At 65.4% G+C, this 22,127-nt stretch carries 17 protein-coding genes and 3 pseudogenes; 4 read left to right on the top strand and 16 right to left on the bottom strand.

Translation table 11 applies throughout. The features are described from left to right. The first annotated feature begins 92 nt into the window (after nt 1–92). Entirely contained in the window at nt 93–1,403 is a 1,311-nt protein-coding gene (locus OR16_RS19840) for an MFS family transporter (protein WP_006159735.1), read from the top strand. Nucleotides 1,404–1,416: 13 nt separating this feature from the next. On the opposite strand, the gene OR16_RS19835 is transcribed toward OR16_RS19840, so the two are convergent. The 5 genes from OR16_RS19835 to OR16_RS43590 form a co-directional block, all read right to left on the bottom strand. After that, entirely contained in the window at nt 1,417–2,274 is an 858-nt protein-coding gene (locus OR16_RS19835; RefSeq protein WP_006159734.1) for a hypothetical protein, read from the bottom strand. 143 nt (nt 2,275–2,417) lie between these two features. After that, on the bottom strand, nt 2,418–3,575 hold the full coding sequence (locus tag OR16_RS19830; RefSeq protein WP_006159733.1) for an acyl-CoA dehydrogenase family protein: 1,158 nt from the start codon (nt 3,573–3,575) through the stop codon (nt 2,418–2,420). A 162-nt stretch (nt 3,576–3,737) separates the two neighbouring features. Then, a complete protein-coding gene (locus OR16_RS19825) occupies nt 3,738–4,136 on the bottom strand; it encodes a lysozyme inhibitor LprI family protein (protein WP_043420381.1) in 399 nt (132 codons plus the stop codon). A gap of 169 nt (nt 4,137–4,305) precedes the next feature. After that, entirely contained in the window at nt 4,306–4,626 is a 321-nt protein-coding gene (locus tag OR16_RS19820) for an H-NS histone family protein (RefSeq protein WP_006159731.1), read from the bottom strand. 26 nt (nt 4,627–4,652) lie between these two features. Next, the gene (locus OR16_RS43590; RefSeq protein ID WP_141639893.1) at nt 4,653–4,910 is read right to left on the bottom strand and encodes a hypothetical protein; all 258 of its coding nucleotides are present in this window, start codon (nt 4,908–4,910) and stop codon (nt 4,653–4,655) included. 599 nt (nt 4,911–5,509) lie between these two features. Between OR16_RS43590 and OR16_RS19815 the strand changes: the two genes are divergently transcribed. The 3 genes and pseudogenes from OR16_RS19815 to OR16_RS19805 all read left to right on the top strand — a co-directional run bounded on the left by OR16_RS19815 (nt 5,510) and on the right by OR16_RS19805 (nt 8,881). Next, nucleotides 5,510–7,063 carry a phospholipase D family protein gene (locus tag OR16_RS19815; protein WP_006159730.1) on the top strand — a complete coding sequence of 518 codons (1,554 nt, stop codon included), beginning with the start codon at nt 5,510–5,512 and terminating at the stop codon, nt 7,061–7,063. A gap of 290 nt (nt 7,064–7,353) precedes the next feature. Then, nucleotides 7,354–8,305 (top strand): annotated as a pseudogene (locus OR16_RS19810) (LysR family transcriptional regulator). Nucleotides 8,306–8,407: 102 nt separating this feature from the next. Further along, nucleotides 8,408–8,881: an aminoacyl-tRNA deacylase gene (locus OR16_RS19805; protein WP_006159729.1), complete on the top strand. Its 474-nt coding sequence runs from the start codon at nt 8,408–8,410 to the stop codon at nt 8,879–8,881. Nucleotides 8,882–9,006: 125 nt separating this feature from the next. Here OR16_RS19805 and OR16_RS19800 read toward each other — a convergent pair whose 3' ends face one another. The 11 genes and pseudogenes from OR16_RS19800 to OR16_RS41555 all read right to left on the bottom strand — a co-directional run. Beyond that, the gene (locus OR16_RS19800; protein ID WP_006159728.1) at nt 9,007–10,008 is read right to left on the bottom strand and encodes a Bug family tripartite tricarboxylate transporter substrate binding protein; all 1,002 of its coding nucleotides are present in this window, start codon (nt 10,006–10,008) and stop codon (nt 9,007–9,009) included. A gap of 256 nt (nt 10,009–10,264) precedes the next feature. Then, entirely contained in the window at nt 10,265–11,518 is a 1,254-nt protein-coding gene (locus OR16_RS19795; RefSeq protein WP_006159727.1) for a Zn-dependent hydrolase, read from the bottom strand. A 55-nt stretch (nt 11,519–11,573) separates the two neighbouring features. Further along, entirely contained in the window at nt 11,574–12,647 is a 1,074-nt protein-coding gene (locus OR16_RS19790) for a histone deacetylase family protein (protein ID WP_006159726.1), read from the bottom strand. Nucleotides 12,648–12,654: 7 nt separating this feature from the next. After that, on the bottom strand, nt 12,655–12,984 hold the full coding sequence (locus OR16_RS19785) for a cupin domain-containing protein (protein ID WP_006159725.1): 330 nt from the start codon (nt 12,982–12,984) through the stop codon (nt 12,655–12,657). A 40-nt stretch (nt 12,985–13,024) separates the two neighbouring features. Next, the gene (locus OR16_RS19780) at nt 13,025–14,491 is read right to left on the bottom strand and encodes an NAD-dependent succinate-semialdehyde dehydrogenase (RefSeq protein ID WP_006159724.1); all 1,467 of its coding nucleotides are present in this window, start codon (nt 14,489–14,491) and stop codon (nt 13,025–13,027) included. 43 nt (nt 14,492–14,534) lie between these two features. Next, nucleotides 14,535–15,797, bottom strand: a complete 1,263-nt coding sequence (gene gabT, locus OR16_RS19775) for a 4-aminobutyrate--2-oxoglutarate transaminase (protein ID WP_006159723.1) — start codon at nt 15,795–15,797, stop codon at nt 14,535–14,537. Nucleotides 15,798–15,905: 108 nt separating this feature from the next. Then, nucleotides 15,906–17,541, bottom strand: a pseudogene (locus tag OR16_RS19770) (ABC transporter ATP-binding protein). Between the two features lie 19 nt (nt 17,542–17,560). Next, on the bottom strand, nt 17,561–18,400 hold the full coding sequence (locus OR16_RS19765; protein WP_006159721.1) for an ABC transporter permease: 840 nt from the start codon (nt 18,398–18,400) through the stop codon (nt 17,561–17,563). Further along, the gene (locus OR16_RS19760) at nt 18,397–19,401 is read right to left on the bottom strand and encodes an ABC transporter permease (protein WP_006159720.1); all 1,005 of its coding nucleotides are present in this window, start codon (nt 19,399–19,401) and stop codon (nt 18,397–18,399) included. Before OR16_RS19760 ends, OR16_RS19765 begins: the two co-directional genes overlap by 4 nt. A 100-nt stretch (nt 19,402–19,501) precedes the next feature. Then, nucleotides 19,502–21,064, bottom strand: coding sequence for an ABC transporter substrate-binding protein (locus tag OR16_RS19755; RefSeq protein WP_050983033.1), 1,563 nt, complete (start codon nt 21,062–21,064; stop codon nt 19,502–19,504). 90 nt (nt 21,065–21,154) lie between these two features. Further along, nucleotides 21,155–22,093 (bottom strand): annotated as a pseudogene (locus tag OR16_RS41555) (M20/M25/M40 family metallo-hydrolase); the annotation flags it as partial. Nucleotides 22,094–22,127: the final 34 nt, after the last annotated feature.

The raw sequence follows: 22,127 nt of genomic DNA, 5'->3' as shown, positions 1-22,127 counted from the left end.
ACGGCACAATCGCACTACACTGGAATCCTGCGTGCCGATCTCGCACCACGGCGTTCTAGCGTGGGCGACATGCCGAAAGGAAGAGACAAACCATGACCGACCTGTCCGCCCCCCTTCTCGATGCACCGCCGAGCGCCGAGGAAAAGCGCAAGCGCATCTACGCGATCGTAGCCGCGTCTTCCGGCAATCTCGTCGAGTGGTTCGACTTCTACGTCTACGCGTTCTGCGCCATTTACTTCGCCGGGTCCTTCTTCCCCAAATCCGATCCCACGGCGCAATTGCTGAACACCGCCGGCGTATTTGCCGCGGGCTTCCTGATGCGGCCGATCGGCGGGTGGGTCTTCGGGCGGATTGCCGACCGGCATGGCCGCAAGAACTCGCTGCTGATCTCGGTGACGATGATGTGCTGCGGCTCCCTGTTGATCGCCAGCCTGCCTACCTACAACAGCATTGGCGCCTGGGCCCCGGCGCTGCTGCTGGTCGCGCGGCTGCTGCAGGGGCTGTCCGTCGGCGGCGAATACGGCACCACCGCCACCTATATGAGCGAGGTGGCGCTCAAGGGCCAGCGGGGGTTCTTTTCCTCGTTCCAGTACGTCACGCTGATCGGCGGGCAGTTGCTGGCGGTGCTCGTGGTGGTGGTGCTGCAGCAGTTCCTTGACGAGGCGGAACTGAAAGCCTGGGGCTGGCGCATCCCGTTCGTGATCGGCGCCGTCACGGCGGTGGTAGCGCTGTTCCTGCGCCGTACCCTGCATGAGACGACGTCCGCCGCCACCCGGGCGAGCAAGGAGGCCGGTACGCTCACGGAGCTGTTCCGCAATCACAAGGCGGCCTTCTTCACCGTGCTTGGCTACACCGCGGGCGGCTCGCTGATCTTTTATACGTTCACCACGTATATGCAGAAATACCTGGTCAACTCGGCCGGCATGTCCATCAAGACGGCCAGCTATGTGATGACCGGCTGCCTGTTCTTCTACATGTGCATGCAGCCGTTTTTCGGCGCGCTGTCAGACCGCATCGGGCGGCGTACCAATATGCTGCTGTTCGGCGCGCTCGGCACGCTGGCCACGGTCCCGATCCTCACGGCGCTCGGGAGCGTGAAGAGCCCCTTTGTCGCGTTCGTGCTGATCTCCCTCGCGCTGGCCATCGTGAGCCTGTACACCTCCATCAGCGGCATCGTCAAGGCCGAGATGTTCCCGACCGAGATCCGGGCGCTGGGGGTGGGGCTGGCCTATGCCGTGGCCAACGCGATCTTTGGCGGCTCGGCCGAGTATGTCGCGCTGGACCTGAAATCGCTGGGCCATGAATCCAGCTTCTACTGGTACGTGACGGCGATGATGGTGATCGTGTTCCTGGTCAGCTTCCGGCTGCCGCGGCAGGCCAGGTACCTGCACCACGAGCACTGACGCGCCACCGCGCTCAGACAGGAAAGGCAGCGCGCCGAGGCGTGCCCGCCCGGCTGGCCACGTGCCTGGGGCCCACGGCCAGCTCGATGCTCACACCATTGCCAAGCAGCAGTGCCTGCGGCGCCGTGCGCAGGCGTGCGCCGCCACCAAGGCCATCGGCCCGCAGCCCGAACGCCGTCTCGCTCGCCCATGTGCCCAGCGCAGCGCCATCGCGCTTGAGCGTCAGCACGGCCTTGTGGGAGGTATAGGACAGCCAGCGCCGCGCCACATGATGCACCGGCAGGCAGAGGCGCCCGGCCAGCGCGTCCAGCACGTCCAGGTCCACCGCGCCAGGCAAGGCCTGGCGGCAGGCATTGAGCGGCATTGTCAGCCGGCTGGCAAAGGCGTAGGCGAGCCCGCCGGGCGAGTCATCGTCCGGCGTGGCCATCAGCTCGGCGTTGGCGCATTCCACGTAGTCCAGTTCACTGCCGCCCAGAAGCTGGCGGCCTAGCAGGTACGCAATCATGAAGCGCACATCCGGCGCGGCCAGGCTATCGCTGTAGAGAATGGTCCAGGCGCCGGTGCCGGTGCGATAGAGCGCACCATCGAAGCTTTGCAGGCGGGTCGGCTGGACCGAGGAAACCGGATCGTCGCGGCCCAGCGCGCCAGCGGCATCGAGCGCCAGGCGGATGCAGTCCAGCGGCGTGCAGGCGGGCCGCGCGGCGCAGGCCATCAGCGCTTCGATGATCGGGTAGCAGGGAGCGGTGCTATTCGGGCCCGCGTGGTCGTTGCCGGGCACCGTTTGCAAGGGCGCCGCATCGTCGCGGAACGGGGTACGCGTGGAAGGAAAACCGGCGTTGCGGGCGGGAACCTTGAGAGCGGCAATAGCCATCGGGGCAGCCTCCGTTGAGACGACAGGACAATGCATTGCGCGCGTCGATTGGCGGGTGCACGCTGCCCGCAAGAGGCACCAGTGCGGCACGGGCCCTCTCGCGCAGGCCGCCGGCCGTGCCGGCAGGCGGGCGCGCCCTCCGATCAGTCGCGCAGCAGCTGCTTGGCGATGATCAGTTGCTGGATCTGCGTGGTGCCTTCATACAGGCGCAGCAGGCGCACGTCGCGATAGAAACGCTCCGCCTTGTACTCGGCGATATAACCGGCACCGCCATGGATCTGCACGGCGCGGTCGGCCACGCGGCCCACCATCTCGGTGCAGAACATCTTGGTGCAGGAGGCCAGCATGCTGACTTCCGGATCGCTCTTGCCCGGGGTCTTGGCATCATAGCGCTGGGCGCAGTCGCGCACCATCGACAAGCCGGCGTACAGCTCGGCCTGGCTATCGGCCAGCATGGCTTGGATCAGCTGGAAATCGCCGATCGGCTGGCCGAACTGCTTGCGCTCCTTGGCGTAGGCCACCGCATCGGTAATCAGGCGGTGCGCCATGCCGCAAGCCAGTGCCGAGATATGGAGGCGGCCGCGGTCGAGCACCTTCATGGCGGTCTTGAAGCCAACGCCAGGCACGCCGCCGATGATGTTGGCCGCCGGCACGCGCACGTTCTCCAGCACCACGTCGCAGGTCTTGGTGCCGCGCTGGCCCATCTTCTTGTCCGGCTTGCCAAGTGAAATGCCCGGAGTGTTGGCCGGCACGATGAACGAGGAGATGCCCGAAGCGCCGGCGCCGCCGGTGCGGGCCATCAGCGTGAAGGCGCCCGCGCGCGGCGCGTTGGTGATGAAGCGCTTGGTGCCGTTGATCACGTAGTGATCGCCGTCGAGCTCGGCCTTGGTCTGCAGCGAAGCCGCGTCGGAGCCGGCATTGGGTTCGGTCAGCGCGAACGAGATGACCAGCTCGCCGCTGGCGATCTTCGGCAGGTACTCCTGCTTTTGCGCCTCGGTGCCGTCCATCAGGATGCCCTGCGAGCCGATGCCGACATTGGTGCCGAACACCGAGCGGAAGGCAAATGCGGTATGGCCGAGGTCGTACACCACGTCGCATTCCTGCGCCATCGACAGGCCGATGCCGCCGTAGTTCTCAGGGATGGAGATCCCGAACAGGCCCATCTCCTTCATGTCGGCGACGATCTCCGCCGGCACGTCGTCGGTTTCCTCGAGCGTGTCTTCCGCCGGCTTCAGGCGTTCGTCGATGAAACGCTGCACCGACGCGCGCAGCAGCGAAAAGGATTCTGCATCCAGGCTCATGGAAATCTCCGGTCAAGGCAAACAACGATGTGGCCAACATGGTACGCCGTCACCTGGCTTTGACAATCCCACAGGTCTTGAACAGAATGGACAATTTTATTTGACAATAAAGAAACATGCTCAAAACAGCACAATTCTCACGCCATGAATCCTTCCGCGTGGCTAGCGCCCAGCCACTTCAGCAGCGAAATCGCTAAGTTCCTTGGCCCGGTCCGCCGTCATTTGCATCACGCATGCGGCTGCATTGACGCCAGCGAGGGTGCCGCCATCGGGATCGGCCTGGAAGCTGCAATTGGCATCCCGGAATTTCAGCCACGCGCGTTGGGCGTCGAGCAGCTTTGGTTTCCTGGCTGGTGCAATTCCCTGCTGCAGACTCTGATAGGCGGCATTCAGGCCTTTATCCTGCCGCGCGGTCTCCGCCGAGATGCACGCATGCATGCCGGCCGTGGTGACGTCCGGACGGCTCATGCAAGCCCCGTATTGCCTGGACAGCAGTGTCTCATCCGCTTGCGCGGCAAAGGACGCAGCCAGCAATAACGCTGAAAGCAGCGTTTTTTTCATATCGGTTCAGGGGGATGAGGAGATAGACGCCATTGGCCGCGCGCAAAGGCTCGGGGAATGGCTGAGCGCAGTGCCTGGCAAAGGCACAGGCAAGCGCCGGCGGGGCCGGCGCCACTGCGCAACTACATGACTGGCGGACTACCGGACTACCGGGCCGACTGCCGCGCGATCAGGCTTCGGCGATCAGGAAGCGGGCACGGTTCTTACCCAGCCATGCCGGTGCGCGGCCGCGGCCGGTCCAGGTGGCGCCGGTCTTGGGATCGCGATACTTCGGGGGCAGGCTGGCCTTGGGCTTGGCCGCGGCGCCATTTGCGCTGGCTGCCGGGCGGCCCCGGCGGCGCTTCGGGGCGATGTCGTCGGCCGTCAGTTCATATTCCGCCATCAGGCCCTGGATCTGGGCAATCACGCCGGCCACTTCGCTGGCACGCATCTCAGCCAGCTTTGCTTCGAGCGCTTCCTTCTCTGCAATCAGCTGCTTGTAAGTCGCCATTTTGATTCTCCTGGAGCGGTGTTAATTCAATGATAGGGTAAATTCTGCTGGCAAAGACTACCACGTTTGATTAAAGAAAATCCAATCGCGTAAGAAGTTGATACAACCGCCAGGCCTTTTACAAGAATTGTAAAGACTGCGGACACACGCATTGCGCGTCCGATTGGACGGTGGAATGCGCGTGCCGAAGCGTTCGAATTCCGGATCGCATTGCGGGTTTCAGGTAATACCCTGTATGCCGGTATTTCTTTGCGCACGCCATCGGCGGCATTGGTTTGCATCATTGGCATGCGTCATGACAGCGCGTTCACGCAACGAGGCGGCGATGCAATTGGACAACGAACCGAAAGGCGCTTGAAAGGACGACACCGGCCGTCCTGGCAGGCGACAACCCTGTGTCAATACCGGAAAATGTGCGGACAATGTGATAAAGAAGGCAGCCGGGCATGCCTGGCATTCCGACCGTTGCCGCCATCTGGATAAGAAGAAGGGCACAATGCTGAGCAATGTCCACTTTTCTCGCGTGTCCGTGGCATCCCCGCCGATGCGCAATCGGCCAGTGCCATAGCGATAGCGATAGAGGCACTAGCGGATTCACCGAGGGCACTGCGTTTGATACGCTACAATCCCGGATCCGGATTCAAGCCCCCGCGCCTTCTCCTATAGCAAGCAGGCTATGCCCCGGGGGGGAAGAAGCCTCGTGAATTTTTTCTTTCCCTGCCAACTGGGCTGGTGATACCGTGCAAAGCGCGCCACCGGCGAGGGTTCTGCCGATGCCAATATTGGGGGAAACACCATGTCGCATTGCCGGGAGGAAATCCCTGGAGCGCCGATAGCATTTGCTCGCGATGGCCGCAGGCTTCATGGGCTTTGCAGGCTCGGCATGCTGGCCGGCATGGCCGCGGTGACAGCCTGGATGACTGCCTGCGCCAGCTTGCCCGACCCGGCCGGACGCGCCCCATCCCAGGCCTTTGCCAACACCGCCGACACGCGCCTGGGACGCGCGTTGGCGGCGGGCCAGGCGCAGCACCCCGGCGCATCCGTGTTCTACCCGCTCCCATCCGGCCCGGACGCCTTCGTGGCGCGCCTGGCGCTGGCACGCGGCGCCGAGCGCAGCCTGGACCTGCAGTACTACATCTTCGACGGTGACCTCACCGGAAAGAGCTTGCTGGCGGCCGTGGTCGCTGCGGCCGATCGCGGCGTGCGGGTGCGCCTGCTGCTCGACGACCTGCACCTGAGCGGCCAGGATCGCGCGCTGGCTGCCATCGACGCCCATCCCAACATTGAGGTGCGCCTGTTCAATCCATTTGCCAGCCGCAATGCGCGCTGGCTGGAATTCGCCACCGATTTCCGCCGCCTGGACCGGCGCATGCACAATAAATCGATGACCGCCGATAATCAGCTTACGGTGGTGGGCGGACGCAATATCGGCGACGGGTATTTCTCCGCCGATCCGGCGACGGACTTCAGCGATCTCGATGTGCTTGCCGGCGGCCCGGTGGTGCGCGAGGTATCGGCCGTATTCGATGATTACTGGAATGGCCCGGCGAGCTACCCCGCCGCCAGCCTGCTGCCCGCCCCTGCCGACGCGCAGGCCGAAGTAGACGCCTTGCGTCAATACCTGGTTGAACAAGCGGTCCAGGCCCAAGGCGGCGACTATGCGAAAGAACTGCTGGCTTCAGGCATGGCGCAAGCATTGGAGGACGGCAAGCTGCCTGCCTATTGGGGACGGGGCACTGTGATTGCCGATATGGCGGCCAAGGTCACGCTGCCGCCGCAAGACAACGCCAGTCACGCCATTCCCAAGCTGGCGCGTTTGCTCGACAGCGCGCAACGGGACCTGGCGCTGGTCTCGCCGTATTTCGTGCCCGACCACAAGTCGATCGAATGGCTGGCCGGCCTGGCCCGGCGCGGGGTGCGCGTACGCATCCTGACCAACTCGTTTGCGGTCACCGACGTGAGCGCCGTGCACGCAGGCTACGCGCCCTCGCGCCGCGCTTTGCTGGCGGCAGGCATCGACCTGTACGAGCTCAAGCCATCCGCCTATGCGGAAATGGCACGCGAAGGCCATCGCAGCCTCATCAGCAAGAGCCGCGCAAGTTTGCACGCCAAGAGCTATATGGTGGACGGCCACCTGCTGTTTGTCGGCTCGCTGAACCTGGACCCGCGCTCGGCCCGCCTGAATACCGAGATGGGCGTAGTGCTCGACAGCGAAGCGCTATGCACCCTGCTTGGCACGGGGCTGGACGATAAGCTGCTCGACATTGCCTACAAGGTGATGCTGGAACCCGGCTCGGCTGGGGAGGAGCCGAGGCTGGTGTGGGTGACGCGCGAAAACGGGCTGCTGCGCACCTACGACAGCGAGCCCGACATGAGCGCACTCCAGCATGTCGGCCAAAGCCTGCTGCGGCTGCTGCCGCTACAGGATGAACTATAGTGGCGGCCCGCGCCGGCCGCGAACCGCACGCCGCCACTGCTCGCGAAAATCATCGCGCGGACGTGATGGGAATCCATCGACGTGGCCATTTGCGTATTGGCATATTGCCTTTGGCGTGATGATTCCATTGCCATCGCTTGCCTGTCTTTCGATGGCGTGCCGCCGCTCGATTCGAGCCGGCATTGCGTGCCCGGGAATTGAATGTGAAATGGCTTGATAAGGCTTGATAAACTGTTCGCCATACCTTATCCCGCCGGCACGCCTTCACCCGGACAAAACCAAGCCGCCCCATGGACCTGAACGCCTTACGCCTTTTCGTGGACATCGTCGACGCCGGCAACCTCTCGGCTGCCGCGCGCAAGCTCAAGATGACCCGCGCCAACGTGAGCTACCACCTGAAGGCGCTTGAAGAAGCGCTGGGCGTGCAGTTGCTGCGCCGGACCACCCGGCACGTCGAGCCCGTGGCCGTTGGGGGCGGGCTTTTCCGAGCACGGCCGCAACATACTCGGTGAAGTGGCGGCGGCCAACGCGCTGATCAACAGCATGGGCAAGAGCCTGCAAGGCCATGTGCGCTTGTCGGTGCCCACCGGGCTGGGGCACTCGATGCTCTCGCCGCTGCTGGTGAAGTTCAAGCACCGCTACCCGGACATCACCCTCGACGTGGTGTTCGATAACCGCATCCACAACCTCGTGTCCGAAGACGTGGAGGTGGCGCTGCGCATCATCTCCACGCCACCGGACTCGGTGGTCGCAACCGAGATCGGCATGGTCGAGTGGGTGGTGTGCGGGTCTCCCGGCTACCTGGCCACGCAGCCGCCCTTGCGCGACCTGGCCGATCTCAAGGACCATGCCATCGTCTGCGCCTCGCCCATCGGCCAGAAGCTCAAGGCCTTCGGCACACGCGGCACCGGCAGCGACGCCGTGCGCGAGCAGGTGGCGCTGGAGCCCACGCTGAGCTCGGAGAATTTCGCCTTCCTGAAGGACGGCGTGCTGGGCGACCTGGGCCTGGGCATCTTCCCGCTCTACGCCATCGGCGCGGAACTCGACGCGGGCAGCTTGCTGCCCGTGCTGGCGGATTATCACATCAGCGTGTTCGGCAGCCGCCTGTATATGCTGACCATGCCCAACCGCTACCAGACCATGGCGACCCGCTACCTGCTGAACTTCCTCAAGACCGAACTGCAGGCCCTGTGGCCACAACCGCGCCGGATGCCCCCATTGGATGCGCACGACGAGGCATGACGCGCCACCGATGGCACCCCGGCGCCGAGGGCACCGTCTATAGTAGGAAGCGCAAGGGTCCGTCGCGGCCCTGAGCGCAACGTACAGCGAAGGAGACGCATCATGGCCTTGGCTACCACCCTGGCAAATTGCCTCAACAGCAGGAACAGCCGTTTCGACACCATCCGCCATCCCTACACCCTCAGCAGCATGGCCACTGCGGAGGCAGCGCACGTTCCCGGAGATCGCCTGGCCAAGACCCTGTTGCTGGAGGATGACATCGGCTACGTGGCCGCCGTCATCCCGTCCAGCCATCACCTGAACCTGGCGGCCATCTGCACGCAATCCGGCCGCACCCTGGTACTGGCCCACGAAGACGAGATCCGCGAAGTCTTCAAGGATTGCGACCTGGGCGCCATCCCGCCGGTGGCCATGGCCTACGGCATGCACACCTACCTCGACGACGCCCTGCTGGCCCAGCCGGAAGTGTTCTTCGAAGCCGGCGATCACCAGCAACTCGTGCACATGAGCGGCGAACAGTTCGCCGACTTGATGGTTGGCGCCGAGCACGGGCGCTTCTCGCGCCACATGATGTAGCGGGTAATCCTTGGGGGATCCTTGGGGGATCCTTGGGTAATCTTTGGTAGGCTTTCGGTATCAGGCAAAAGCAAAAAAAGCACCCGGTTCGCCGGGTGCTTTTCCTTTGCCTCGCGCCGGCGGCCTTACTGCAGGCTGATCCCCGACTGCTTCACCAGCTTTTCCGTGCGCGGGATCTCCGCGCCTACCATGGCGCTGAACTCGGCCACCGAGCCACCGCGCGGCTCCGCGCCGGTTGCGGCGAGCCTCTCGCGGAATCCCTGATCCTTGAGCAGCTTGTTGATCGAGACATTGAGCTTGGTGACCACCTCGGCAGGCGTGCCCTTGGGCGCGACGATGCCGTACCACGGCGCGATATCGAAGCCGGGATAGCCCTGCTCGGCGATCGTGGGAATATCCGGTGCCATCGGCGAGCGCTTGGCGTTGGAAACGCCCAGCGCTCGCAGCTTGCCCGCCTTCACATACGGCAACCCCGTCATGATGGTGTCGAAGTACATCGAGACCTGCCCGGACAGCAAGGCGGGAATCGCTTCGCCCGCACCTTTGTACGGCACGTGGACGATATCGATGCCCGCCATGGCCTTGAGCATCTCGCCCGCCATATGCGACGTGGTGCCCGCACCGAACGACGCATAGGTCAGCTTGCCCGGATTGGCCTTCGCATAGGCGATCATTTCCGGCAGCGTCTTGAAGGGCAGGCCAGGGCTGGCCAGCAGGATGTTCGGCGTGATGGCCACCACCGCGACTTTCTCGAAGGCGTCCGGATCGTAGCTGAGCTTCTTGTAGAGGAAACGGTTGGTCACCATGGAAGCCGGCCCCGACATCAGCAAGGTGTAGCCATCGCCTGGCGCGCGCGCCGCGGCCTCGCTGCCGATCATGGCGGCGGCGCCTGGCCGGTTTTCCACGACGAAGGTCTGGCCGTACTCGCGCCCCAGGCCGATGCCGAGCTGGCGCGTGATGAGATCGGTAGCGGAGCCGGCCTGGAACGGCACGACGATGCGCACGGGCTGGGTGGGCCAGTCGTGCATGGCTTGCGCCGATGCCGGGGACGTGGCAACCAGGCCGGTGGTCAACATTGCCGCCAGCGCGATGGCGCCGGTGCGGTGTGGGAACAAACGGAAGGTCATGGGATTCCTTGCTACTGGAAGTGAACCGTCGGGCTGGGCGCGACGGGCGATGGCATTGAATTGCAAGTGCTGTGCCATCCGGTTTTGGTCGGGAATCCGATTCGCGCGGACGCGGCGGGGCCGCCCCCGCCGCGACGGTGGTATTGGGTTGGACGGCGCACCGCGATGGTCAGCGGGGCTTCGCGCCGCGGTGCATCCGGCTTGTGCGGCGCACCGGTTTGGACCGATCCGGGATCGGTTCCAGAACCGCCCCGGATCAGGCGGTCCTGCCGCCAGCCTGCGCCACCATCGCGCCCAGCAGCACATTGGCGCCGGCTTCCAGGTGCTCGGGCTTGGCGTCTTCCACTTCGTTATGGCTGATGCCGTCCTTGCAAGGGACAAAGATCATGGCGGTAGGCGCCACCGTGGCGATATACACCGCGTCGTGGCCAGCGCCAGTGACGATGTCCTGATGCGGGTAGCCCAGCGCCGCCGCTTGCTGGCGCACGTGGCCCACCAGTTCCGGCGCAAATGGCGTGGGCGGGAAGTACTGCACATCCTCGATCTGCACGCCGAGCGGATTGCCGGTGGTCGTGCCTTGCGCCAGCGCATCGCAGGCCGCGCGCAGGCGGGCGTCCATCTCGGCTAGCTTGCCGGCATCCTGGTGGCGCAGGTCCACCGTGAACTTCACCGTGCCGGGAATCACATTGCGCGAGGCCGGATGGACATCGAGCACGCCCACCGTGCCACGCCCGTGCGGCGCGAAATCGTGCGCGATGCGCACCACCTCCTGCAGGATGAAAGACGCGCCATACAGCGCATCGCGGCGCAGCGGCATCGGCGTGGGGCCGGCGTGCGCTTCCATGCCGGTCACGGTCAGGTCGTACCAGCGCAGGCCAAGCGAGCCGGTCACCACGCCAATCACGTTGTCGGCGTCTTCCAGCACCGGGCCTTGCTCGATATGCGCCTCGAAGTACGCGCCGATTGCGCGGCCGCCAACTTCGGCGCTGCCGGCGTAGCCGATGGCGCGCAACTCGTCGGCCACGCGCTTGCCGTCGTTGTCGGTGGCATCCAGCGCAGTCTGCAGCGGGAAAATGCCGGCGAACACGCCCGAGCCCATCATCACCGGCACGAAGCGCGTGCCCTCCTCGTTGGTCCAGATCGCCAGTTCCAGCGGCGCCTCGGTCTGCACACCCTGCGCATTCAGGGTGCGCATGACTTCGAGCCCGGCCAGCACGCCAAAGCAGCCGTCGAACTTGCCGCCGGTGGGCTGGGTATCGATATGGCTACCGGTCATCACGGGCGGCAGGCTGTCGTTGCGCCCCGCGCGGCGGCCGAAGATATTGCCGACCTTGTCAACGGTGACGGTCAGGCCGGCATCGCGCATCCAGCCCGCGACCAGGTCGCGGCCCTGCCCGTCGAGCGCGGTGAGCGCCAGACGCGCATTGCCCCCGCGCGGCGTGGCGCCGATGCGCGCCAATGCCATCAGCGACCGCCACAGGCGGTCCCCATCGATCTTCAGTGTCGTCATGTCGGCTCTCCTTGTTCGAGCGGAATCGGGTAGCGGCAGGGCTGCGGCACGTGGCTCAGGCCATGGCGGGCACGAGGCCCGACAGGAAGCAATCGAGCGCCGGACCGATTGCCTCGACCTCGTAGCCGCCTTCCTGCACCACCACCGTTGGCACGCCCAGCGCATTGATGCGCTCGCCAATGCCGCGATAGGCATCCAGCCCCACACGCAACACGCTGATGGGATCGTGGATATAGGTGTCAAAGCCCAATGCAAGCACCAGTGCCTGCGGACGGTAGTCGCGCAGGGCATCGAGCGCGTTGTCGAGCGCGCCGAGGAAGCCGGCGTCCTCGGTGCCGTGCGCCAGTGGGAAGTTCAGGTTGTAGCCGTAGCCCGCGCCATAGCCGCGCTCAAAGGCATAGCCGGTATAGAACGGGTAGTACGCGCTCGGGTCGGCGTGCAGCGAGATCGTCATCACGTCGGAGCGCTGGTAGAAGATCTGCTGCGTGCCATCGCCATGGTGCGCATCCACGTCGAGCACCGCTACCTTGCCGAAGCGCTTGAGCAAGGTCTCGGCGGCGATGGCCGAGTTGTTGACGTAGCAAAAACCCACCGCGCGGTCGCTGTGCGCATGGTGGCCGGACGGGCGCGACAGCGAGTAGGCGATGCCTTGCCGGTCCTGCTGCTCGCACACGTACTGCGCGGCCGCCACGGCGCTGTGCGCGGAGCGCAGGATGGAGCGCCAGCTCTGCGGCCCGAGCGGCGCGCTCAGGTCGCCGAGGTAGTAGCCGGCCTGGGCAATGATGGAATCCGTCGGGCACGGCACGCGGCGCGGCTGGTCCACGCGGCCGTTGTAGTAGGGCGAAAGATTGGGCAGCACCTCGATGCCCGGTTCGAACCCGGGCCGCGCCAGCGCCATCCAGCGCTCGTACGCGTAGCCGAGAAAATCCAGGTACGCCGGACTGTGCACGGCCTCCAGTGGCGCGCGGCCAAAGTCGGCCGGCTCAGCCAGGGTGATGCCGCGCGCAGCCAGCGCGCGTTGCAGCGCGTGGGCCCGGGCGGGCACATCCGTCGGTTCGCACAGGCGGCCCGCACGCATGAACTGGCGGGGCTGGTGCAGCAGTTGGTCATCCGAGAAGAAGGCGCGCATGATGTTTTCAGGTGGGACCCACGGCTTCCCCGGCTGCGGGAGGCTGCGCAACCGGCTTGATTTCGATCTCCACGAACACGCATTCGCCTTCGTGCGCGTTGATCACGTTGTGCTCGACGCCCGCGCCACGGTAGTAGGCGCGGCCCGCCACAAGCTGGCTGACGACTTCGCCGGCCGGCGTCTCCAGCCGCAGCGCGCCGGTGGTCATCGGCACCACCACGTAGTCGTAGCCGTGGCGGTGATGCCCGGTCTGCGCGCCCGGCGCGAAGCGCCACTCGGTGACGACCACGCGATCGTTGTCGACCTGCACGGTAGGTACGGCCTGGGGTCTGCTCATGGCGGTGTCTCCTGAAGACGCGTTGCGTTGTGCTGAAGGCTTAGCGGTCCACGCCGCCCATGCAGAGGTACTTGACCTCCAGGTATTCCTCGATGCCGTACGAGGAGCCTTCGCGGCCCAGGCCGGATTGCTTGACGCCACCGAACGGCGCCACCTCGTTGGAGATCAGGCCGGTGTTGATGCCCACCATGCCGTACTCGAGCGCCTCGGCCACGCGCCAGATGCGGCCGATGTCGCGGCTGAAGAAGTATGAGGCCAGGCCGAACTCGGTATCGTTGGCCATGTTGACCACTTCCTCGTCGCTGGTGAAGCGGAACAGCGGCGCGAGCGGGCCGAAGGTTTCCTGCCTGGCCACCACCATGTCCGGCGTGACGCCGGCCAGCACCGTGGGCTCGAAGAAGGTGCCGCCCAGGCTGTGGCGCTTGCCGCCCGTGAGTACACGCGCGCCTTTGCCCAGTGCATCGGCAATGTGCTGCTCCACCTTGGCGACCGCGTCTTCATTGATCAGCGGACCTTGCAGCACGCCGGGCTCCAGGCCGTGGCCAACCTTGAGCTGCTTCACCGCGGCGACCAGCTTCTCGGCGAAGGCGTCGTACACCTTGTCGTGCACGTAGAGGCGATTGGCGCAGACGCAGGTCTGGCCGGCATTGCGGTACTTGGAAGCCATTGCGCCTTCCACGGCGGCGTCCAGGTCCGCGTCGTCGAACACGATGAAGGGCGCGTTGCCGCCGAGTTCCAGCGACAGCTTCTTGATGGTGGGCGCCGACTGGCGCATCAGGATGCGGCCGACTTCCGTGGAGCCGGTAAAGCTGAGCTTGCGCACCACCGGGCTGCCAGTCAGCTCGCCGCCAATCTCGATCGAGCTGGCAGCGTCGCCCGTCACCACGCTTAGCAGGCCGGCGGGCAGGCCAGCGCGTTGCGCCAGCAGCGCCAGCGCGAGCGCCGACAACGGCGTGTCCTCGGCGGGCTTGAGCACCATGGCGCAGCCCGCTGCCAGCGCGGGGCCGGCCTTGCGTGTGATCATGGCCAGCGGGAAGTTCCACGGCGTGATGGCCGCGCATACGCCAACCGGTTCCTTGACCACCAGCAGGCGCTTGTCGGACGCGGGCGTGGCCAGCACGTCGCCGTGGACGCGCTTGGCTTCCTCGGCGAACCACTCCAGGAAGGATGCGGCGTAGACGGCTTCCCCGCGCGCCTCGGCCAGCGGCTTGCCCTGTTCGGTGGTCATCAGCATCGCCAGGTCGTCGGCGTTGGCGAGCATCAGGTCGTACCAGGCGCGTAGCACCTGGGCGCGCTCGCGGGCCGTCTTGCGGCGCCATACGGCCTGCGCCACGCGCGCCGCCTCGATGGCGCGGGTGGTTTCCGCCGCGCCCATCAGCGGCACGGTGCCGATCAGCGAACCATCGGCGGGGTTGGTCACGGGGAAGGTGGCGCCGCTGTCGGCGTCTTGCCACTGGCCGCCGATAAAGGCTTGCGCGCGTAGCAGGGTGGGGTCTTTGAGTTGCATGATCGGTCCTGTCTCTTGGTTCGTTGGTTCGTTGGTTCCTGGCTCAGCGCGTGAGCACGTCGGCCAGGATATTCAGCCCTTCGTTCATCACCGCGTCGGAAATCGTCAGCGGGAACAGGAAGCGGATCACATTGCCGTACACCCCGCAGGACAACAGCAGCAAGCCTTGCTCCAGCGCACGGTTCTGCACCTCGCGCGTGAACTCCGCGTCGGGCGCGCCGTCGGCGCGGCGGAACTCCACCGCCACCATCGCGCCCAGGCCACGGATCTCGGCGATCTGCGGCACGCGCGACTTCAGGGCTTCGAGCCGCTCCACCAGGCGCTGGCCGAGTGCCGCGCCACGCGGGATCAGCTGTTCGCCTTCCAGCACGTCCAGCACCGCCAGCGCGGACGCCACGGCCAGCGGATTGCCGGCATAGGTGCCGCCCAGGCCGCCGGGCGCGGGGGCGTCCATGACTTCGGCACGGCCACACACCGCCGACAGCGGCATGCCGCCAGCCAGGCTCTTGGCCATGGTGGTGAGGTCCGGCGCCACGTCGTAGTGCTCCATGGCGAAGAGCTTGCCGGTACGGCCGAAGCCGGTCTGCACTTCATCGGCGACCAGCAGGATGCCGTGCTCGTCGCAGATCGCGCGCAGTGCCTTGACGAAGGCCGGCGGCGCCACGTTGAAACCACCCTCGCCCTGCACCGGCTCGAAGATGATGACGGCCACGCGCTTGGGATCCACGTCGGCCTTGAACAGGTGCTCCATCGCCTTGAGCGAGTCCTCCACCGACACGCCATGCGGCGCGCACGGATACGGCGCGTGAAAGACCTCGCCGGGGAACGGGCCAAAGCCCACCTTGTACGGCACCACCTTGCCGGTCAGCGCCATGCCCATCATGGTGCGGCCGTGGAAGCCGCCGGAGAAGGCAATCACTGCCGGGCGGCCGGTAGCGGCGCGGGCGATCTTGATGGCGTTCTCCACGGCTTCGGCGCCGGTGGTGAAGAACGCCGTCTTCTTGGCCGAGCGGCCGGGCGCGCGCTGGTTGATCCGCTCGGCCAGCTCGATATAGCTGGCGTACGGCACGATCTGGTAGGCCGTGTGCGTGAAACGCTCAAGCTGGCGTTGTATGGCTTCGACCAGGCGCGGGTGGCGGTGGCCGGTGTTGAGCACGGCGATGCCCGCGGCGAAGTCGATATAGCGCTTGCCTTCCACATCCCAGATCTCCGAATTCTCGGCACGCTCGGCGTAGAAGTTGCACATCACGCCAACGCCACGTGGGGTGGCGGCATCCTTGCGGCGAACCAGTTCGGCATTCTTCATCTGTTGCTCCATCTTGAATATCGGTTGTGCTGTCGGGGTTGTGCTGTTGGCCTGGCTGTTGGCCTGGCTGTTGGGCTGGCTGTTGGGCTGGCTGTTGGGCTGTTGGGCTCAGGCCGCGGCGCGGATCAGGGTCGGGTCCCACTCCTTGCCGGGAATCGCGGCGATCAGGCGCTGCGTGTAGGCGTGCTGCGGCGCGTCGAAGATCTGGTCGGGCGGGCCGGACTCCACCACGCGGCCTCTGTGCATCACGATCACGTGGTGGCAGATCTGCGCGGCCACGCGCAGGTCGGGTAATAAAGATCAGCCCGATGTTCAGCCGCTTCTGCAGGTCGCCCAGGAGCTGCAACACCTGCGCCTGCACCGAGACATCGAGCGCGGAGACGGATTCATCGGCCACCAGCAGCTTGGGATCCAGCGCCAGCGCGCGCGCAATGCCAATGCGCTGGCGCTGCCCGCCGGAGAACTGGTTGGGATAGCGGTCGAACGCGGAAGGCTCCAAGCCCACGAGCTGCAGCAGCTCGCGCCCGCGCGCCTGGGCCTGCGCCAGCGGCACGCCGTTGGCCACCGGGCCATCGGTAATGATGCGGCCAACCGTATGGCGCGGGTTCAACGACGCAAACGGGTCCTGGAAAATCATCTGCACATCGCTGCGCAGCGGGCGGAACTGGCGCTCCGTCAACCGGGCGATGTCCTGGCCGTCGAACAGCAGCTCGCCACCGTCGATGCCGGTCAGCTTCAGCAGGCATTTGCCGATGGTGGACTTGCCCGATCCGGATTCGCCAACGATACCGAGCGTCTGCCCGCGCCGCACGCTGAAGCTCACGCCGTCCACTGCGTTGACCACGCGCTTCTTGCTGAACAAGCCACCGCCCGAGGAATACGTCTTGCGCAGGTCGCGCACTTCCAGCACCGTCTCTGCCGCCTGCTGGTCGCGCGCCTTGGCGCGTCCGTGCGGCACGGCACTGATCAGCCGCCGCGTATAGGGATGCTGCGGATGGTTGAGCACCTGCTGCACCGGGCCCACCTCCACCAGCACGCCCTTCTCCATCACCGCGACGCGATCGGCAATCTCCGCCACCACGCCGAAATCGTGCGTGACGAACATCACGCCCATGCCCTTGTCCGCCTGGATGCGCTTGATCAGCGCCAGGATCTGGGCCTGCGTGGTGACATCCAGGGCGGTGGTAGGCTCGTCGGCGATCAGCAAAGCCGGTTCCAGCGCGAGCGCCATGGCGATCACCACGCGCTGGCGCTGGCCGCCCGACAGGCGGAACGGATAGCTGTGGATCAGCGTGGCCGGGTCGGGCAGGCCGACGAACTCCAGCAAGTCCAGCACGCGCTTCGTCCGTGCCTCGCCGGGGAAGGCATCGTGCACGCGCATGACCTCGCCGATCTGGTCGCCCACGGTCATGACGGGGTTGAGCGCCGACAGCGGCTCCTGGAACACCATGGCCATGGCCTTGCCGCGCATGGACAGCAAAGTCTGCTCATCCTGTGCCAGCAGATCCTTGCCCTGGAACAGGATCTGTCCGCCCTGTGGCTTCAGGTACGGCGGCAGCAGACCCATGATGGCGTTGGCGCTCATTGACTTGCCCGAGCCGGATTCACCGACGATGCAGAGGATTTCTCCGGCGTGCAGGTCGTAGCTCACGTCCTTCACGGCGTGGGCGCGGTCTCCTCCGGATGGCAGCGCGATGGTCAGGTCGCGCACGCGCAGCAGCGGAAGCTTGTCTGGTGTTTGCATGGTGGCGTCTTCCTTTTGCTTACTCGCCACGGCGGCGCAGTTGCGGGTTCATGGCGTCGTTCAGGCCTTCGCCGATCAGGTTGATGGACAGCACCGTCAGCAGGATGGCCACACCGGGCCACACGCTCATCCACCAGGCTTCGCGGATCATGGTGCGGGCTGCGCCGATCATGAAACCCCAGCTCATCATGTTGCGGTCGCCCAAGCCCAGGAAGGACAGCGCGGATTCCGTCAGGATTGCCGTGGCCACCATGAAGGACGCCGACACGATGATGGGCGACATGGCGTTGGGCAGGATCTGCGTGAGGATGATGCGCAGCGGCTTCTGCCCGATCACCACGGCCGCCTGCACGAACTCGCGCTGCTTGAGCGTGAGGAACTCGCCGCGCACGAGACGCGCCACCGGCGGCCAGGACACCACCGAGATGGCCGCCACGATCGAGTAGATGGTGGGATTGAAGATGGCCACGATCACCACTGCCATCGCCAGTTGCGGGATGGTCTGGAAGAACTCGGTGAAGCGCATCAGCGCGTCGTCGATGCGTCCGCCGCAGTAACCGGCCACTGAGCCGATCAGGATGCCGAACACCAGCGCCACGCCGGTGGAGATCACGCCCACCAGCAGCGAGACACGCGCGCCGTACAGCATGCCGGCCGTGATGTCGCGCCCGAGCATGTCGGTGCCAAAGGGAAACGCCGCGTCGGCAAACGGGCGCACCAGCGGATCGCCCACCATCAGCCAGGGCGACTCTTCGTACAGCACCGGTGCCAGCAGCGCCACGGCGACCACCAGCAACAGCACGACGAGGCCGATCACGGCGCCGTAGTTTCGGCAATAACGTTGTGCTAAGGCTTTCATGCCGTGGCTCCCTTGCCGCCCACCGAGATGCGGGGGTCGATGAAGCGGTAGACGATATCGGTCACCAGGTTGAAGAACACAACCAGCGCCGAGGTGACGAAGAAGATGCCGAGCAGCAACTGGTAGTCGCGTTGCAACAGCGCGTCGAACATCAGCCGGCCGATGCCCGGCCAGGAAAACACGGTTTCGGTCAGCACCGCGCCGCCGGCCATCTGGCCGAGCTGGATGCCGGCAAAGGTGATGACCGGCAGCAGCGCGTTGCGCAGCACGTGCACGCGGATCACGCGGCCGGCGGGCACGCCCTTGGCGCGCGCGGTCTTGACGAAGTCCATGCCCATCACTTCCAGCATCGAGGCGCGGGTCAGGCGCACGTACACCGCCATGAAGAAGCAGCCGAGCGAGATGGTGGGCAGGATCATGTGCAGTGCCACGTCCTGGATGCGCGCCAGGCCGGTATAGCCTGCGCCGATGGTTTCCATGCCAAAGGCAGGCAGCCAGCCCAGCACCACCGAGAACAGGATGATGGCCATCAGCGAGAGCCAGAACAGCGGCGTGGCATACAGCAGCAGCGCCGCTGACATCACCGCGCTGTCGATCCAGCGCCGCTTGTTCTCATAGCGCGTGCGCGCCGAGATCACGCCGAGGAACACGCCAAGCACGATGGAAAAGACAAAAGCACCGCTCATCAGCACGATGGTGGCGGGCAGCCGATCCAGGATCAGGTCGAGCACCGGCAGGTGATTGCGATAGGAGTAGCCGAGATCGAGCCTGGCGACGCCCTTGAGGTAGATGCCAAGCTGCGTGAGCACCGGCTGGTCCAGGCCGAACTGCTGGCGCAACTGGCCAACGAAGGCGGCATCGCCCGCGCCGGCCTCGCCCGCCAGCACGGTGGCGGGGTCGCCCGGCGCCATGCGGATCAGGAAGAAATTGATGATGACCACGCCGAGGACGACCACGAGGGCCTTCCACAGTCGGGATAGCAGGAAAGAGAGGAAATTCACGGCATGCTCCACGCGCGCGCCGGGCGGACGGCCCGGCGCGTGAACGTACTGGCTACTTGTTGCTTTTTACTTTTGACTTGTTACCTGGGTAGCGGCGTACTCAGTTCTTCTCGATGGAAACGTTGTCGAACGACTCGTTGAGGCCGATGGCGGTGGTCACGAGGTTCTTCACGTTCTTGCGGTACAGCGTGGGGAATTCCAGCTCGAACAGGTTGCCCGCGGCCACTTCGGTCATCAGGATCCTCTGCACCTGGCTGTAGAGCTTCTGACGCTCGGCCGGGTCCATGGTGACGCTGGCCTTGGCCCAGAGTTCATCCGCCTGCGGATTGCTGTAGCCCTGCACATTGGCGAACGGCGTGCCCTTGACGATGTTCTTGGTCACGTAGAGCCGCTCCACACCCAGCGCCGGATCGCCGTACTGGTAGGTGTAGGTGGCTGTCAGGTCGAAGTCCCAGTTGCTGACGCGGGCGGACCACGTGCCGGCATCGGCGGACTCGATGCTGGCCTTGAAGCCAAGCTGTTCCAGCATCTGCTTCATGTACTCGTCGAGGCGGTCCCAGTTGGCGCCATAGGAAGACGACAGGATCTTGACCGGGTACTGGCCCACGTTGACGCCGGACTCCTTGATCAGCTCGCGCGCCTTCTTCAGGTTGAAATCATAGACCGGCGTGCTCTTGTCGAAGAACAGCGTGGCCGAGGCGAACGGGCTGACCGCCGGCTTGCCCATGCCAAAGAAGATGTTGTCCACGATCATCTTGCGATTGAGCGCGTGCATCACCGCTTCGCGAACCTTGACGTTGTTGAACGGTGGCTTGCGCATGTTCATCAACAGGTTCGACATCGGCGAGAACAGCTCCCAGCCCTTGGTGGTGTAGTCCACATTGGGCAGCGCGCGCAGGCGCTTCACGTCCACGTTGTCCACGTCGCCGCCGCGCAGCACCTGCACGTCGCCCTTTTCGAAGGCCACCGCGCGCGAGGCCGAGTCCGGGATCACGTAGAACACCAGCTCATCCAGGTAGGGCTTGCCCTTCTTCCAGTAGTTGGGGTTCTTGGCCAGCTTGATATAGGCGCCCTTCTTCCATTCCTTGAACATGAAAGGGCCGGTACCGACGGGCTTCTGGTTGGCCGGGTTGTTGCGGTAGTCGGTGCCGTCGTAGATGTGCTTGGGCATCATCGGCATGGTGCCGGTCTCGAACATCGAGATAAACGGCGGGAATGCTTCCTTGAGCTTGATCTCGACCGTGCTGTCGTTCACGGCGCGGATCGATTCCATGTACTTGTTCAGCACCGCGCGCGTACGGACATGCACTTCGCGCAGCATCTTGTCGATCGAGAACACCACGTCAGCGGACGTAAAGGGCTTGCCGTCATGCCATTTCACGCCGCTCTGCAACTCGAACGTGTAGGTCAGGCCGTCCGGCGACACCTTCCACGACTTGGCCAGCTCCGGGCGCGGCTTGAGGTCCGGGCCGTAGGTGAGCAGGCCCTGGTAGATCTTGCCGGCGACGTATTGCGTGGGCGCCTGCGAGTTCATCGCGCTGATCAGGATCGGCGGCTCGGGTTGCACGATGCCGGACAAGGTGCCGCCAACGGTCTGCGCAAGCGCGCTGCCGGCGGGCAAGAGTACCGGTGCCAGCGCCAGGCCAGCGGTTGCCAGCGCCATCGACACCAGGCTTTTACCAAAGCTCTTCTTCAGGTGTTGGGTGAGGTGTTGGTCACCGGGGTTTCCAGCATCAGGCGGAAGTGCCGCGCCAAGCGTGAGGTTGCTGGCCAGGCGCTCCAGCGTGCCGCGCACGCAGGCTTGCACTCGCGCCTTGGCATCGGCCACGCTCATGGTCGGGTAAAAGCCGATGCGAATGCCGAGCGTGCAGGTGCACGGCACCGACGAATTCCATTCGCCGCCCTGGATCTGGCCGAGGTTGAAGTTGATCGGGTGCGCGTGATCGCGATAGACGGCAGGGCGGTTCTCCGGCAGGTTCCACTCGGCTTCCAGCTTGCGCAGGTCGGCCATCACCTCGATGCCGGCTTCCACCGGGTTCACGCCCGTGGTCATGTATGCGGCATGCGCCGGGCGGCCGGTGAGCTCCACGAACATCCAGAACACGCCCATCTGCGCGCTCATCAGGCTTTCGCCCAGCGGCTCGGGAATCACCACGGCGTCGAACGAGGCCAGCTTGCCGGCGCCCACCGCGCTGGCAAGCGCGGCCACGGTAGCCAGCGCGCCGTTGCCGGTGTTCTCTTCTTCGAGCACGGCGTTGAAGCCGACCGCGCCGGCGGGCTGCACACCGAGATCCTTCAACGCCTTGTAGGCGGCGAGCGTGCAGATGATGCCGGCCTTCATGTCGCCCGCGCCGCGGCCGAACAGCCAGCCGTCCTCGACGAACGGCGCGTACGGCGACTGGCGCCACATCGATTCCGGGCCGGTGGGCACCACGTCGAGGTGGCCGTTGAACAGCACGGAGCGGCCGCCCTTCTGCACGGGACGATGCGTGGCCAGCAGGTTGTAGCGGCCGCCATCCGGGCAACACGGCGGCGAGAACAGCGGCAGGTCCTTCAACGTCTCGCTGCGCAGGTAGATGCGCTCCGGCTCCAGGCCGAGTTCGCGCAGCGCGCCCTCCATGAAGGCCACGGCCGGCTGTTCCTGCCCGGAGGGGCTGGGCGCCGCCACAAATTCCGACAACGTGCGCACCATGTACGGCTCGAGCGCGCGCACGGCGGCGGCGATG

The sequence above is a fragment of the Cupriavidus basilensis OR16 genome, assembly GCF_000243095.1.
Lineage (GTDB): Bacteria > Pseudomonadota > Gammaproteobacteria > Burkholderiales > Burkholderiaceae > Cupriavidus > Cupriavidus basilensis_D.
The sequence above is the reverse complement of the archived record's forward strand: the minus strand, read 5'-3'. Positions and strand labels throughout refer to the sequence as shown.

Coding starts and splice junctions, on each gene's coding strand:
- OR16_RS19785 (WP_006159725.1), bottom strand. CDS start 12,984: ATGAGCAGACCCCAGGCCGTACCTACCGTGCAGGTCGACAACGATCGC.
- OR16_RS43590 (WP_141639893.1), bottom strand. CDS start 4,910: ATGATGCAAACCAATGCCGCCGATGGCGTGCGCAAAGAAATACCGGCA.
- OR16_RS19780 (WP_006159724.1), bottom strand. CDS start 14,491: ATGCAACTCAAAGACCCCACCCTGCTACGCGCGCAAGCCTTTATCGGC.
- gabT (WP_006159723.1), bottom strand. CDS start 15,797: ATGAAGAATGCCGAACTGGTTCGCCGCAAGGATGCCGCCACCCCACGT.
- OR16_RS19765 (WP_006159721.1), bottom strand. CDS start 18,400: ATGAAAGCCTTAGCACAACGTTATTGCCGAAACTACGGCGCCGTGATC.
- OR16_RS19815 (WP_006159730.1), top strand. CDS start 5,510: ATGCTGGCCGGCATGGCCGCGGTGACAGCCTGGATGACTGCCTGCGCC.
- OR16_RS19755 (WP_050983033.1), bottom strand. CDS start 21,064: ATGGCGCTGGCAACCGCTGGCCTGGCGCTGGCACCGGTACTCTTGCCC.
- OR16_RS19800 (WP_006159728.1), bottom strand. CDS start 10,008: ATGACCTTCCGTTTGTTCCCACACCGCACCGGCGCCATCGCGCTGGCG.
- OR16_RS19790 (WP_006159726.1), bottom strand. CDS start 12,647: ATGCGCGCCTTCTTCTCGGATGACCAACTGCTGCACCAGCCCCGCCAG.
- OR16_RS19820 (WP_006159731.1), bottom strand. CDS start 4,626: ATGGCGACTTACAAGCAGCTGATTGCAGAGAAGGAAGCGCTCGAAGCA.
- OR16_RS19835 (WP_006159734.1), bottom strand. CDS start 2,274: ATGGCTATTGCCGCTCTCAAGGTTCCCGCCCGCAACGCCGGTTTTCCT.
- OR16_RS19830 (WP_006159733.1), bottom strand. CDS start 3,575: ATGAGCCTGGATGCAGAATCCTTTTCGCTGCTGCGCGCGTCGGTGCAG.
- OR16_RS19840 (WP_006159735.1), top strand. CDS start 93: ATGACCGACCTGTCCGCCCCCCTTCTCGATGCACCGCCGAGCGCCGAG.
- OR16_RS19795 (WP_006159727.1), bottom strand. CDS start 11,518: ATGACGACACTGAAGATCGATGGGGACCGCCTGTGGCGGTCGCTGATG.
- OR16_RS19825 (WP_043420381.1), bottom strand. CDS start 4,136: ATGAAAAAAACGCTGCTTTCAGCGTTATTGCTGGCTGCGTCCTTTGCC.
- OR16_RS19805 (WP_006159729.1), top strand. CDS start 8,408: ATGGCCTTGGCTACCACCCTGGCAAATTGCCTCAACAGCAGGAACAGC.